Below are 13,830 nucleotides of genomic sequence, written 5' to 3' on the forward strand. Positions count from 1 at the left end.
TGCGTTAACGAGTCTTTGATACTCGTGAATGAGTCTTTGAACTCCGTTAACGAGTCTTTGATACTCGTGAATGACGCAGTTTAGAATTCTACTTCTGTGCCCCTCTGCCCCCCTTGTCCCTGCCTTATGATTCCAGAAGAAAAAGATCCCGAATTTGAAAATCTACTGATTTATCTTAGACAAAGCCGGGGATTTGATTTCACAGGCTATAAGCGCTCGACTTTGATCCGTCGGGTACGCAAGCGGATGCACTCATTGAGCATAGAGAGTTTTGGAGATTATCTAGACTATCTAGAAGTTTTTCCAGAGGAATTCAATAATCTCTTCAACGCTATCCTAATTAACGTCACCACTTTTTTTCGAGATTCATCACCTTGGGAATATCTAGCAGAGCAAATACTGCCTAATCTGATTAAAAATAAAGAAAGTTCTGACCAAATTCGCATCTGGAGTGCTGGCTGTGCCTCTGGGGAAGAAGCTTATACCCTGGCAATGTTAATGGCTGAAATGTTGGGAATAGAGGAATTTCGCCAACGAGTAAAAATCTACGCCACAGATATAGATGAAGATGCTCTCAACCAGGCTCGCCAAGCTATCTATTCAGCAAAAGATGTCCAGGCGGTGCCAGATGAATTGCGGCAAAAATACTTTGAGATTCTCGGTACCCACTATATTTTCCGCTCAGACTTGCGCCGCTCAGTGATTTTTGGACGCCACGATCTACTTCAAGATGCGCCAATTTCGCGCTTAGATTTGCTGGTTAGTCGCAATACCATGATGTATTTTAATACTGAGGCTCAGGCGCGAATTCTGGCGCGATTTCATTTTGCACTAAATGATACTGGCTATATGTTTTTGGGAAAAGCAGAGATGCTATCCATGCATTCGAGGCTGTTCACCCCAATAGACTTAAAAAACCGGATATTTACGAAGTTATCGTCGGTGAATGTACGCGATCGCCTTTTAGGTATGGCAAATTCAGGAGATGATGAATCTAGCAGCCGTTTGTCTCACCATCTCCGGCTGCAAGACATGAGTTTTGACGCAGCACCAATCGCCCAAGTAGTCATTGATAACAGTGGCTCTCTGATACTGATAAACCAGCAGGCGCGGACTTTGTTTGCCCTTTCCTCCAGAGATTTAGCTCGTCCCTTCCAGGATCTAGAACTTTCCTATCGACCAGTTGAGTTGCGATCGCTAATTGAACAGGCTTATACCGAACGCCGCCCGATCACTCTGACAAATGTAGAGCGCTATTTGTCCAACACAGAAACCCAATATCTAGATGTGCGGATTACGCCTTTGCAAGAAACAGACACCAGCTTCTTAGGTATCAGCATCACCTTTAATGATGTCACCCCTTACATTAAACTCCAAGAGGCGCTGCAACGCTCGCAGCAGGAATTAGAAACTACCAACGAAGAATTACAATCCACTAATGAAGAATTAGAAACTACCAACGAAGAATTACAATCCACTAATGAAGAATTGGAGACGATCAATGAAGAACTCCAATCTAGTAATGAAGAATTACAGACAATGAATAACGAACTGAGTGAGCGCACCGCAGAACTCAATCGTACAAATATTTTCTTCGTTTCTATTCTCAAAAGTCTCCAAACTGGAATAATAGTAATTGATAGCAACTTTAACATCTTAATTTGGAATTACATGGTAGAAGATTTATGGGGCTTGCGGACTGATGAAGTACAAGGAAAGTCCCTCTTCAGCCTGGACATTGGGCTACCCATTGAGCAGTTGCGATCGCCCATCCGTGAGTCCCTATCTGGAAAAAAGCAGTTTCAAGAAATAATCCTCAATGCTACCAATCGTCGGGGTAGGCAAATAAAATGTTACCTGGCAATCACTCCGCTGCTTGATATTTCAATGCAAGGAGCAGTTTTGATGATGGCAGATGTAGAGAAAGTCAATAGTATGATTTCTACTCCAGAAATAGAGAAACGGCAGCAGCAGGAATAAAAGTAACAAATCACCCCATCCACCATTACAGCAGTTTTCATTTATTTGAACCACGTCTGTCATCGGGAACATTGCTGTACCCTAAAAGCACAAGTCTATTTACCCGAAAATAGCTGTAAAATCAATTTGCTGGGCTATTTAGCTAAATTAAAATTCTGGAATTTTGTGATCTGCTTACTCAGTTACCGACTATCAACGCCCTAAACCAGCCCCTAGTTCTGCTTGGGTTGAACGAACAATCACTAACTGTAGACATCATCTTACTCGACCACTCCCACTGTAAACGCAAAGCAGCAGGCGTAGCCTTGAACTTGATGTTTCGCTACCCTTCCAATACTAAAATAGACTTCTTGCATGAATCAAAAGCCCTCACCCTAAATCCCTCTCCCAAGCTTGGGAGAGGGACTTTGAAATTGGCTCCCCTTCTCCCAATTTTGGGAGAAGGGGTTGGGGGATGTAGCTCGCTTCCCGCAGGGTGGGCGAATTTTGCATTTGTGCAAGAGGTCTAATGGTTCGGGAACTAACTGCGATCGCCCGCGAATAACTAGAATACTTTGAGCTAGTTAACCAATGGTTAGAACGCCGGAATATTCCCCTGGCTCCTTTACCACCACCTCCCTATAGCGCTCTTTTAAAAGCTACTGTCCGCCCTAAAGAACCTGAGCGATTTCTGGATTCCTTGCTAGTCGCTGGTTTAATTGAAGCTCGCTCTCACGAACGCCTGAGACTATTAGCTACCCATTGTCCAAAGCCAGAATTAGCAAAATTTTATCCGGGGTTAATGGTATCCGAAGCGCATCACTACGGTATATATTGGGTTTTAGCTGCTACTTACTTTGACAAAGAAATTGTCATGCAACGGCTTGATGAATTAGCAATTGTCGAAAGTGAGTTGCTGGCGACTTTGCACCCAGAACCTAGAATTCACAGTTAGTAGACTAACCCAACAGATATGAAGCTTCAGCTAACACACCTGAGACTGCTTGTCTCCAACTACAAAGATTCTTTTCTGTTCTACCGGGATCTGCTGAAATTTGATGTCGATTGGGGCGATGAAGATAGCGGATATGCTGAGTTTAATACTGGATATCTCAAGCTGGGTTTGTTCAAAAAAGAATTAATGGCTGAAGTAGTCCCAAGAATCGAACAGCCTTCATATGTTGCAAATCGAGATAAAATTGTCTTGATTTTCGCAGTCGATAATGTGGATGAGGTCTATAAGCAAATAAAAGATCAGAATGCGATAGTTGTAACTCAACCACAAGATCGCCCAAGCTGGGGAATCCGCACAGCTCATTTTCGCGATCCTGATGGCAATCTCATCGAAATCTATAACAATCTAGGAATTGTCAGTTAACTGAACCTTAAAGATTTCCAAGAAATAAATTATCCAATCTTGTGGGGCTGATTAAAAAGCCCGCCCGTAACAAAAAGCGGACTTTCCGGCCCGCCCCACCCGACAAATTTTAGATTCCTCCTTTGGTGGACTCCCCAATCCCCCAAGCTAACTATTTAACAGAACTCGATATTATCTGTTGCTTCAATCAAGGCACTACAAATTCCTGGTTCACTCATCGAATGCCCAGCATCAGGAACGACTATAAATTCGGCTTCTGGCCAAGCGCGATGTAATTCCCAAGCTGATATCATTGGGCAAACTACATCATAGCGCCCTTGAACAATTACAGCCGGAATATGGCGGATGCGGTCTACATTTAAAAGTAGTTGATCTTCTGCTTCAAGAAATCCCTTATTCATAAAGTAATGACATTCAATGCGAGCGAAAGCTGAAGCAAATTCATTCTCGCCAAACTTTTCCATAAGTTCTGGGTCTAAGAAAAGTCTACTGGTACTAGCTTCCCAAATTGACCAAGCACGCGCTGCTGCTAATTGAATTTCTAAATCTGGATTGGTTAAGCGTTTGTAATATGCTGCGATCAGATCGTCATGTTCATCTATGGGAATCGGTTTGAGATATTCTTCCCAAGCATCAGGGAAAATATAGCTAGCACCCTCCTGGTAGAACCATTGCAACTCTTTTTGTCTCAACATGAAGATCCCACGCAGAATTAATCCTGTGCAGCGAGAGGGATGGGTTTGACTGTAGGCTAATGATAAAGTGCTACCCCAACTACCACCGAAAACCGCCCACTTTTCTATACCTAAATGTTGGCGCAGTTTTTCGATATCACTGACTAAATCCCAAGTGGTGTTTTCTCGTAATTCAGCATGGGGCGTACTTTGACCACAACCGCGCTGGTCAAACATCACTAACCGCCATTTTTCTGGGTGGAAATATTGCCGATAAAAAGCTGGACATCCACCACCAGGGCCCCCATGCAGCAAAACGATGGGTTGACCTTGCGGGTTTCCTGACTCTTCAAAATGGATAGTATGAAGGTCGGAAACCTGTAAACTGCCTTCTAAGTAAGGCTCGATCGCTGGGTAAAGTTCTCGCATTTTCGATATTTTATCAGTAATATTGTCATCGCGATCGCTTGTCTTTGTGAAACAACTCCAGTCTCTTCACATCAACGCCTGAGTGCGGGTTCTAAGTTTTGCCTAATACTCTTTCCCGCGCTTTTTCGGGGCTGTTTCCGCAAAAGTTAGACTACCTCTGTTTTTGGCAAAGGTATGGGAATCTTAAGTACAGGATTTAAATCTTGATAATAGAGGACAGTAATTCAATGGCATACTATTCTAATTCAGCCCCGTTCCGTTTGCGGATATATCTGAAACAGAATCGTAATTTTCAAGTTTTTATTGGTTATCCTTTAGCAAACCCTATCGAATGGATACAAATTTTTAATTTTAATAACACAGAATTAATTTGTGGAAAACGGAGAATTTATATAAATGATGTACGTTCGTTTATTATTGCCTATCCAAGTGGTGAAATATTAGACGGGGAACTAGTATTTTACCCACTTCCTCAAGGAATATATTATATTCAAAATGAAAAAAATATAAAATCAGAAATTATTATTCCAGAAAATCTCAAGCTAGGAAACCAACTTTTAAAAATAGTACATGAAAAAGCAGTACACGAAAAAAGAAATAATTATTATTCAACTAAATTAATAAATATATCTCCAGAAAAAATTAGAGTAATAAAATTTGCTGGTTATACGCAATACCACGGAATGTATATTTTGAGTACTATTACTGGTGGTTATTTCAGCGAACAAAATTTTCGAGAGTGGTATGGTGTTGATGAAGACGGTTGGATAAAACTGGGACAAATAGTAATAGACCCAAATAATTATAGTGGCGGCAAGAGTTATTGGGTTTACTTTTGTGTAAATGAGAGTGGTAAAGAATTCATTGCAGGAGCGCAATTTCAAGAAGTAAGTCACTGGTGGAAGCTATGGTAATTATAGGTATTTTTAATTAAATAAATTAAATAAGCCCGATACCCATGATACAACCCGGCAATGGCCTTCCACCTACACAGTGATCGCCTCAGATGAGAATCATCACAGCATTGCAAACTTGGGCTACTACTCCCGATGGAATCTCAACAATTGTACTAGCTAAGATGGCATTCAAAATGGCAATAGCGTCTGCAATTTCTTTAGAAATTGCTCAAGCGTTGCGATGGGAATATCCTTTCTATGCAACAATTGCTGCCATCATTGTCATGTCATCTACTCATGGCAGCACTTTGTTACTAGGAATTGCGCGAATAATTGGAACTGTGATTGGTGCTATCGGTGGAGCCATCTTTGCAGTTGCACTGGGTAGCAATTTCTGGTCATTGGGAATCAGTGTATTTTTGACCATTTTTCTGACTTCCTACTGGAAATTCAATGAAGCGGCGAAATTGGCGGGGTATGTGTCAGCGATCGTTATTTTGAGTCACAGCCAATCTCCTTGGCTGTACGCTTGGGGCAGGTTTCTCGAAACCCTCTTGGGTATTGGTGTGGCACTGTTGGTAAACAACTTTATTTTTCCTGCCTCAGCTGGGGTAGAACTGAGGCGTTGTTTGTCACAAACGCTAACTGATTTAGAGCAGTTTTATGAGTTGGTTGTAGAATCTGCCTTTACAGGTAACTACGATCGCCCCCGTGTGGATCAGTTGAAAACCAGTATCATTAGTTCACTGAGCAAGGGGCGATCGCTATGGCAAGAAGTCAGACAGGGACAGACAAACGAACCGCCAGAAAAACGGGTGAATGAAGCTTGGGAATTTCTCATCCGCAGGATTTGGGAACATATCTTGACAATGGAACATACCGTACTTACTAGACAGCAGGATACTTTCTGGCAAATTCTTTCACCTCAAATTATCCAACTGGCACAGGAAACTGAAAGTGCAATGCTCACCCTAGCAACCGCAGTCAAATCGCACCAGCCTAGTTTATCTTTGTCAGGAATGGAAGTTGCACTTACCAATGCTACAGAGCAATTAAATCGGTTGGAAGAAATTAAACAGCAAGATTACCCAATGGATGAGGTACTCCGGTTTTTCACATTTTTCTACACGATGGAAGAGGTGGGCAGAAAACTGCAAAAAATGGCAGGTACGCTGAGTCAAAATTAAAAGTAATACCAATTTAAAAAAAGAATGCGACAAATAGACCATTTGTAGAGACGCGATTCATCGCGTCTTCATCCAAGGATGTGTTGCAATTATTAATTGAATTGGTATAAGTTAGGTCAATCACCTCGTTAAGAGCCTCTGGCTGGGAATACCCTCTGTGGGTGCAGCCCAATGAACTACTAGAACACACATCTATCTGACATGCCGCACCCCCCACTGTCACAATCAATCGGTTTTTTCGGTTTTTTATCCACCATCAGGGCTACTTTTTATACAAAACCAAAGAAATGTCCAATTGCGATCGCTAATCCCAAATCTCGAAACGTCCAAAATTCGTTGTGTGACAGTTTAGGGTGCAGAATGTGATATCTATGCATTGGTGTCATCTTAAGAGACTGACAAAAAATAAATTATCCAAAATTATTTGTACATTTGTAGAGGCGCAAGGCCTTGCGCCCCTACAATAGGATGTTTTTTAACTGGAAGTCCCTAAGGTGAAAGCCAGTAAGCGAAAAAGCTTTTTCTCATTAAGAGCCTCTGGCTGGGAATACCTATTGTGGGGACTGCCGCCTCCTGAATTTGCGGCAGAGCCGCTTTTAATGCATTTCCAACCAGAGGCTAGAAACGAGAGTTTTCTCTCCTGTTTTGGCTTAAATTGACACCAATGACAGCTATCCACCCCTACAGCAAATTGCTGTAAACCTTTAGAAGGTAAAAGTTGTTCTCAGCGTACCGATAAACGCATCGTCGTTATCGCTGTTTTGACCAGGAGAGGTCAACCAGATCACACCAGGGGTGATTGAGACATTATCTGACACGCGATACTTGTAAAAGCCTTCAAAGTGATAAGGTATATCATTACCAGCAAAACCTGGTCGGTTAAAGGCATAGGGTTCTGCACCAGCAAAAATGCCTAAAACGTTACCCTTTTTACCAAAGTCAGGCAAGGCTACCCCAAGACCGTAGCTCCAAGCTTGAAAATCATCATTTGCACCGAAGCCTGTGACATCGTGGTAAGAAATGAAACCACTAATTGACAGTTTGTCGCTGGGTCTGAAGGCTGCCGACACACCATAGGAATTACTGGAAGATGGGTTTAGGGCACTTAAAGTGTTAGCTTGAGCAGTGCCTACTACGCGGCTAGTGCTAGCCAAACCACCACCTAGATCAAATAAATTACCACCTGCACCGTGATAACCGTGAACGTAGGTAGCAGCTATAGCGAAGTGATCGCCAACACTAAAGTTCAACTGTCCAAGAGCTGCATAGTTACCCTCCAACAAACCTAGATTTGGCCCAGGATTATTAGCATTTGACGCCAAGTAGCCTATAGTCAGTGAACTTGGTTTGAAAAGACTGCCACCGCTACCAAAGGCTAAAGTCAGTGCTGCACCGGCACCACCACCAATGCGATAGATGGCACTTTCAGTAGCAAAGGTAGACAAAGCACCATTACCGCCATCATAGTCCTCAAAGTAAGGGTTATTAGTGGCAACATAATCGCTATGAATACCTCCAGTGCCGGCAAAGTAAGCTTGGACTGGGCCTATGGGTACGTAATATGCTAGCCAGTCTATAATGACACCGTTGTTACCTGTGCTGCCGATTTGAAGAGTTTGTGTGCCTTCAGCAGTATCGATAACCCCATTAGCGTTATCTCTTATTGAAAAGGCTGTTGCATTCCCGGCTGCAAGACGGGTGTGTAAAATGTCTTTACCAGTGAAACTAGTTTGCAAGTCTAAACGTACCCTATCCTGGAAGACAGTATTGTTAGCATCGCCAGTGTTACCGCCAAAAATATCAGTAACAGCAAAAATAGCTTCACCCACCAATTTTGTGGTAGTGGAAAACTGATTTGCTTCCAATTCAGCAGTCCGTGCTTCTACAGTATCTACTCGACCACGCAAAGTTGCCAGTTCTGCCGAGAATTCCTCTTGCAAACGTTGGAGGGTCGCCAAATCCTGTTTTGACACCAAGTCACCAGTTGCTGTGGCAATCAGTTCATTAACCCGATCCAAACAAGCATTCAAACCTGCGGCAAACTCATAACGGGTCAATGCCCGGTTGCCACGGTAAGTGCTATTGGGGTATCCAGCAATACAACCATAGCGTTCAACCAGGGATTGCAAAGCTTGGAACGCCCAGTCAGTCGGCTGTACATCAGAAAACTGAGAAACTGATGTGACTTGAGACAGTGAATTCTGGTTCTTGCCTTCGCTGCTGTAGCGGTTAACCTCTTCTAAAACTTTATTATCATCAGTCTTTTGGGCAACCAACTGCTGATTAACTTTTGGTTGCTCTGTTTGAATGAATATTGAAGCCGTAGAAGCTATTGGTGCTTCTGTCTGAGTAACTTTTGCCTTTATATCTTTAGAATAGCTTGCTACTTCAGTAGCCATAGCCTTAGCACAAACCAACACCGTCACTCCCAAAACTACTGGACTTAGTACCAGAGTTTTCCACAATAAATGAGACATTTTTATTTTCCTTTCCCAAAAAAGACCCGAAATCACTGGCTTCAAGAAAAAGATAACAAGTAGTTATTCTACTTGTTGGAAATCTTATCAGATTGCTGTGAACTAAGCTATAACTGACAGAATGTTTACAAAAAATTGTAAAGTATTACAAATGACTTGTTTGCCAAATTAGAGGGTTTCTTGTAAATTAAAGGGTTTAAGACCCCTACGTCTAAACGTAGCTTGTCCTATTCGGTGGCTCCGACTCCGCTCGGTTTTCGTCGGGGTTTAAATCCCTGTCTGAAAATGTCTTTAATGCGTGAATTGTGAAGCTGAGATTTCGCTAGATTTCGTGCTGTTTCTGACTTGATCAGTTTACCTCGACATATCTCATCACCTGTTAAAGATTCTGGGCTAGTTTCAATTAATGTATCTAGTCGCATATCGCCATAAGCGTGGCGATAAACTCACCTATTTAAGTTTGTAATCAGAGCAATTGAGTGCTTGTTTACTTAGAACAGTGGAAGGGTGTACTGCACAGTTTAGAAAATGGTTATTGTTAAAAAATAGGCAGTTTTTACAGGGATGTTCCCAAAAATGTTTAATGCTTACTATTTCGTCTTTATCTTGTGCCACATTTTCTGGGGGATCTTCCACTGCTTTGCAAACGTATGAAACAATATAAACGACAATTCCCCAAACAATCATGAAGCAAATATGAGCCAAAAACACTGCTAAAAATGGAATATCTCCGTCATGTGGTTTTGTGTCATGATGTGTTACCCCAGTCGGGTTAGCTTCAATCAAGCTGGACTGATTAACACTTTTTTGGGCGAACAAATAAAATATCAAAAGCTCCGAAGTATGCATATTCAAAACATTAAATACTATTTACTTGGATTGAAGTACAAAATAAGTTTGGTTAGAAAGTTTTTTTGTTATTGAACACAAAACATTTATATTTAACTGTAATAATATTGTGCAGCAATTTGCAGAAAAGCTAATTTGTTTTGATATATTTTAACCTATTAATATATACCGGAACGAATAAAATAGATGTTTATTAATTAGTTGAAACAGCATATATTTAGAGATATATTTTGGATATAGCAATCCGATTTGATTGCGTGAAAAAATCTAAGTATATGTAGGGTGTGTTATCGCGTAGCGTAACGCACCTAGAATCAGAGATGGTGCGTTAGCCAAAGGCTAACGCACCCTACGTATATTTCAAAAATCAAATATCAGTCCTATAGCAGTCCTAAGTAGGACTTACGCAATAACTCTCAGAAACTCTTATTACTTTGTGTCCTTCTCTACGAGACACTGCGCGTAGCTTGCTTCCCCGTAGGGGTACGTCATTCCTTCTCTCTACGAGACGCTACGCGAACGCAATGACATATTACATTTAATTATGCCTGCCTACTTAAATCATTTGTGAAAATTTCTATTTCTGAACTCTCCGTGTTCTCTGCGTCTCTGTGGTTCGATTAAAAAACTATTCACAACTCATTTAGGATTGCTATATAGCCCTTATTAATCATTCGTGAACAACAATATCTCCAACTTCTTTAAGAAGTCGGAGATATAAGGTTTAAAATTAAATACGAGAGGAAATAGCTCTTTTAGCTACTTCCCATGTCTTTATCCCTTGATTTTATCCAGAGCTAAATTCAACTTCAACACATTAACTCCTGGCTCACCAAAGATGCCGAGAAAGCGACCATCACTGTTTTGAGAAATCAAAGTTTCTATTTGGTTCGGTTGAAATCCTCGCACCTTGGCTACTCTGGCAATTTGCGCGATCGCAGCTTCGGGGGTAATGTGGGGGTCAAGGCTGGAACCAGAGGTGTAGACTAGATCGCCAGTCGGCTGTACACCCGCTGTTTTTAGACGATTCAAGTCACCTTCAATCTTTTTGCTGAGGTCGGGGTCATCTTTACCTTTGATGCGTTCCAGCAATGCGGGATTACTGGGAGCCAAATTACTAGCGCCGGAAACCCCAGTTTTCAAAACTCCCGCATCGTCCTTTTTGGGGTCAGCTGTGCTGTAGCTAGTGGTACTGGGACGGCTGTTAAAATAGCGATCGCTAGTAAAAGGTTGACCAATCAAGGCAGAACCTACAACTTCACCTGTACTATTTTTCAGTAGACTACCGTTTGCTTGAAAGGGAAACACAATCTGCCCAATGGCAATCATCGCAAAAGGATAAATAATCGCTCCAATAACCCAGAGTACCAGGGTAGAACGAACAGCTCTGCTAGCTTCGCGTGCAAAACTCATTAGAATTTCTCCGGTACAAACATTACAAAAAATAGATAGATGGAAAGCCCTAGTGTCACCAGTCCTAATAGTCCTAATCCCCAAGATTGACTGCGGGAAAGTTGTTCGCCAGTAGCTGCATAAACCAAAGGTGCAACCACTAGGTTGAAACACATTGCCAAGAATAAATACAGTGGCAGCTTTTGTCTACGCCATTGACACCATTCAGTTATTTCTTCTAATACTTGGGCTACAGGGATAGTGCGTCGGATATGAGAAGGTTTCATAGTTAATTAAGACAACGGCAGAATAATATCTATCAGTTTGATGGCAATGAAGGGAGCAATAATGCCGCCAAGTCCATAGATGAAGATGTTGCGGCGTAGGAGTTGATCTGCTGTTAAAGGTAAGAATTTCACCCCTTTGAGTGCTAGCGGAATTAGTGCCGGAATAATCAAGGCATTGTAAATCAGCGCTGAAACGATCGCCGATTGGGCACTCTTTAATTCCATAATATTAAGTGCGCCGATTCCAGCTGCTGCAAAGATAGTGGGAATAATCGCAAAATATTTGGCAATATCGTTTGCGATCGAGAATGTTGTCAATGCGCCACGGGTAATTAGCAACTGTTTACCTATGGTTACTAGGTCAATAAGCTTTGTGGGGTCTGAGTCTAAGTCCACCATGTTAGCAGCTTCTTTGGCAGCTTGCGTCCCAGAGTTCATCGCCACACCCACGTTTGCCTGAGCTAGGGCGGGTGCATCATTAGTACCATCCCCGGTCATTGCCACAAGTTTCCCCTGAGATTGTTCGGAGCGAATCACTTCAATTTTGTCTTCTGGAGTCGCTTCAGCAATGAAATCATCAACCCCAGCTTCTTCGGCAATTACCGAAGCGGTAATTCGATTGTCACCTGTGAGCATAACTGTGCGAACACCCATGCGGCGGAGTTGGTCAAACCGTTCCCGTAGACCAGGTTTGACAATATCTTTGAGGTAGATCACACCATAAATCTTGTCATCTTGGCAAACAGCTAAGGGTGTACCGCCTAACCGGGAAACTCGCTCATAAGCTGCGTCTATATCATCAGGAACATAGCCGCCACGAGAACGGACAAATCCGTTAATTGCCTCCACCGCTCCTTTGCGAATTTGTTTACCATCAGGTAGATTCGTGCCACTCATCCGGGTTTTCGCGGAAAATTCCACACCTTCGGCTTTGTCGATATTAAAGTCTACTGCAACCTGGGACTTTTCTGCCAATATCACGATTGACTTGCCTTCTGGTGTATCGTCAAATAAGCTAGCAGCTAGGGAGACTCGCGCCACATCTTCTAGTGAGTGATTATCCAGAGGAATAAACTCATCAGCCATCCGATTACCCAAGGTAATAGTGCCTGTTTTATCCAGCACCAAGGTATTGATGTCGCCGCAGGCTTCTACTGCTCGACCAGAGGTAGCGATGACGTTAAATTGGGCAACCCTGTCCATACCAGCGATGCCGATCGCACTGAGCAAACCACCGATAGTTGTAGGAATCAAAGCTACCAGTAGCGAGATTAGAATAGCAACGCTAGCACCCGCACGCAAGCTGTTTGCCGCCTCAACGCCAAAGGCAGTGCTGATAAAGCTGGCAATGTAGCCAACAAATGGAGGCATAGTCGCCACCACAATCAGGAAAACCTGTGTTAGTACTGCCAACAATACCGTTAAAGCAATTTCGTTGGGAGTCTTGCTGCGTTCTGCTCCTTCTACCAGGGAAATCATGCGATCAATAAAGCCTTGACCAGGATCAGCACTAATGCGAATTGTCAACTCGTCTGAGAGGAGGCGTGTACCTCCTGTCACGGAGCTGGCAATATCTGTACCTGGTTGCTTGAGTACAGGGGCAGATTCTCCAGTAATCGCAGACTCATCCACTGAGCCAATGCCTTTAATTACATCCCCGTCGGCGGGAATCATATTATTTGCAATCACCTTAACCAAATCGCCCCGTCGCAGTTCCGTAGAATTGACTTGTTGTATAGAACCATCGGGGAGGATTTTGTTAGCGATCGTGTCCGATCGCGTCGATCGCAGTGAATCAGCCTGTGCTTTACCGCGTCCTTCAGCTACGGCTTCGGCAAAGTTGGCAAAAACAAGTGTGAAAAAGAGAATAAAGCTAATCAACCCGTTTAACAGGCGTTGTTGATTGATATCTGCCTGGATTGTGCCAAACAGATTTGGGTTAAGGGTAACCAGGAAGGTGACAATTGTCCCCACCCAAACAACAAACATAACTGGATTTCTGACAGTGATTCGAGGATCGAGCTTGACAAATGACTCACGAATTGCTCTCTGGTAAAGCCCCTGCATATCTGTCTTGGGGGTGTGCTTGCGCGAGTCACGAGTTCCAGATGGAATACGGGGCGAAGGAGAATCAGTAGTAATTGGCATATATTAAATTTTGGGTATGGGGCATGGGGAATAGGAGATGAGTCTTTGATACTCGCTGACGAGTCTTTAATACTCGTGAATGAGTCTTTGATACTCGACGACGAGTCTTTGATACTCGTGAATGAGTCTTTGATACTCGTGAATGAGTCTTTGA

At 42.7% G+C, this 13,830-nt stretch carries 11 protein-coding genes and 2 pseudogenes; 6 read left to right on the plus strand and 7 right to left on the minus strand.

All coding sequences use genetic code 11. The features are described from left to right. Window positions 1–126 precede the first annotated feature (126 nt). From Q0541_RS28015 to Q0541_RS28030, 4 genes and pseudogenes are all read left to right on the plus strand, one after another. Window positions 127–1,980, plus strand: a complete 1,854-nt coding sequence (locus Q0541_RS28015) for a CheR family methyltransferase (RefSeq protein WP_298919003.1) — start codon at window positions 127–129, stop codon at window positions 1,978–1,980. Between the two features lie 191 nt (window positions 1,981–2,171). Next, window positions 2,172–2,324, plus strand: a pseudogene (gene miaE / locus Q0541_RS28020) (tRNA isopentenyl-2-thiomethyl-A-37 hydroxylase MiaE); the annotation flags it as partial. Window positions 2,325–2,488: 164 nt separating this feature from the next. Continuing rightward, window positions 2,489–2,914 (plus strand): annotated as a pseudogene (gene miaE, locus Q0541_RS28025) (tRNA isopentenyl-2-thiomethyl-A-37 hydroxylase MiaE); the annotation flags it as partial. 18 nt (window positions 2,915–2,932) lie between these two features. After that, window positions 2,933–3,337 (plus strand): VOC family protein, encoded by a 405-nt coding sequence (locus tag Q0541_RS28030; protein WP_298919005.1) that lies wholly within the window; start codon window positions 2,933–2,935, stop codon window positions 3,335–3,337. A 155-nt stretch (window positions 3,338–3,492) separates the two neighbouring features. Here Q0541_RS28030 and pip read toward each other — a convergent pair whose 3' ends face one another. Continuing rightward, window positions 3,493–4,440 (minus strand): prolyl aminopeptidase, encoded by a 948-nt coding sequence (pip, locus tag Q0541_RS28035; protein WP_298919008.1) that lies wholly within the window; start codon window positions 4,438–4,440, stop codon window positions 3,493–3,495. A gap of 227 nt (window positions 4,441–4,667) precedes the next feature. Here pip and Q0541_RS28040 point away from each other — a divergent pair, with 227 nt between their 5' ends. Continuing rightward, window positions 4,668–5,354, plus strand: coding sequence for a hypothetical protein (locus Q0541_RS28040; protein ID WP_298919011.1), 687 nt, complete (start codon window positions 4,668–4,670; stop codon window positions 5,352–5,354). A 92-nt stretch (window positions 5,355–5,446) separates the two neighbouring features. Next, complete coding sequence (locus Q0541_RS28045; RefSeq protein ID WP_298919014.1) at window positions 5,447–6,523, plus strand: aromatic acid exporter family protein; 1,077 nt, start codon at window positions 5,447–5,449, stop codon at window positions 6,521–6,523. 704 nt (window positions 6,524–7,227) lie between these two features. Here the strand turns inward: Q0541_RS28045 and Q0541_RS28050 are convergent. The 6 genes from Q0541_RS28050 to kdpB all read right to left on the minus strand — a co-directional run bounded on the left by Q0541_RS28050 (window position 7,228) and on the right by kdpB (window position 13,676). Further along, window positions 7,228–9,000: an iron uptake porin gene (locus tag Q0541_RS28050; RefSeq protein ID WP_298919017.1), complete on the minus strand. Its 1,773-nt coding sequence runs from the start codon at window positions 8,998–9,000 to the stop codon at window positions 7,228–7,230. Between the two features lie 227 nt (window positions 9,001–9,227). Continuing rightward, window positions 9,228–9,422 carry a hypothetical protein gene (locus Q0541_RS28055; RefSeq protein WP_298919020.1) on the minus strand — a complete coding sequence of 65 codons (195 nt, stop codon included), beginning with the start codon at window positions 9,420–9,422 and terminating at the stop codon, window positions 9,228–9,230. A gap of 28 nt (window positions 9,423–9,450) precedes the next feature. Beyond that, entirely contained in the window at window positions 9,451–9,786 is a 336-nt protein-coding gene (locus tag Q0541_RS28060; RefSeq protein ID WP_298919023.1) for a hypothetical protein, read from the minus strand. Between the two features lie 837 nt (window positions 9,787–10,623). After that, a complete protein-coding gene (gene kdpC / locus Q0541_RS28065) occupies window positions 10,624–11,262 on the minus strand; it encodes a K(+)-transporting ATPase subunit C (protein WP_298919026.1) in 639 nt (212 codons plus the stop codon). After that, window positions 11,262–11,528 (minus strand): potassium-transporting ATPase subunit F, encoded by a 267-nt coding sequence (locus Q0541_RS28070; RefSeq protein ID WP_298919029.1) that lies wholly within the window; start codon window positions 11,526–11,528, stop codon window positions 11,262–11,264. The genes kdpC and Q0541_RS28070 overlap by 1 nt, the downstream gene beginning before the upstream one ends. Window positions 11,529–11,534: 6 nt before the next feature. Continuing rightward, on the minus strand, window positions 11,535–13,676 hold the full coding sequence (kdpB, locus tag Q0541_RS28075; protein WP_298919032.1) for a potassium-transporting ATPase subunit KdpB: 2,142 nt from the start codon (window positions 13,674–13,676) through the stop codon (window positions 11,535–11,537). Between the last annotated feature and the right edge of the window lie 154 nt (window positions 13,677–13,830).

The organism is uncultured Nostoc sp. (assembly GCF_937863485.1).
Taxonomy (GTDB): domain Bacteria; phylum Cyanobacteriota; class Cyanobacteriia; order Cyanobacteriales; family Nostocaceae; genus Nostoc.

Coding starts and splice junctions, on each gene's coding strand:
- Q0541_RS28070 (WP_298919029.1), bottom strand. CDS start 11,528: ATGAAACCTTCTCATATCCGACGCACTATCCCTGTAGCCCAAGTATTA.
- Q0541_RS28040 (WP_298919011.1), top strand. CDS start 4,668: ATGGCATACTATTCTAATTCAGCCCCGTTCCGTTTGCGGATATATCTG.
- Q0541_RS28055 (WP_298919020.1), bottom strand. CDS start 9,422: ATGCGACTAGATACATTAATTGAAACTAGCCCAGAATCTTTAACAGGT.
- Q0541_RS28050 (WP_298919017.1), bottom strand. CDS start 9,000: ATGTCTCATTTATTGTGGAAAACTCTGGTACTAAGTCCAGTAGTTTTG.
- kdpB (WP_298919032.1), bottom strand. CDS start 13,676: ATGCCAATTACTACTGATTCTCCTTCGCCCCGTATTCCATCTGGAACT.
- Q0541_RS28045 (WP_298919014.1), top strand. CDS start 5,447: ATGAGAATCATCACAGCATTGCAAACTTGGGCTACTACTCCCGATGGA.
- pip (WP_298919008.1), bottom strand. CDS start 4,440: ATGCGAGAACTTTACCCAGCGATCGAGCCTTACTTAGAAGGCAGTTTA.
- Q0541_RS28015 (WP_298919003.1), top strand. CDS start 127: ATGATTCCAGAAGAAAAAGATCCCGAATTTGAAAATCTACTGATTTAT.
- kdpC (WP_298919026.1), bottom strand. CDS start 11,262: ATGAGTTTTGCACGCGAAGCTAGCAGAGCTGTTCGTTCTACCCTGGTA.
- Q0541_RS28030 (WP_298919005.1), top strand. CDS start 2,933: ATGAAGCTTCAGCTAACACACCTGAGACTGCTTGTCTCCAACTACAAA.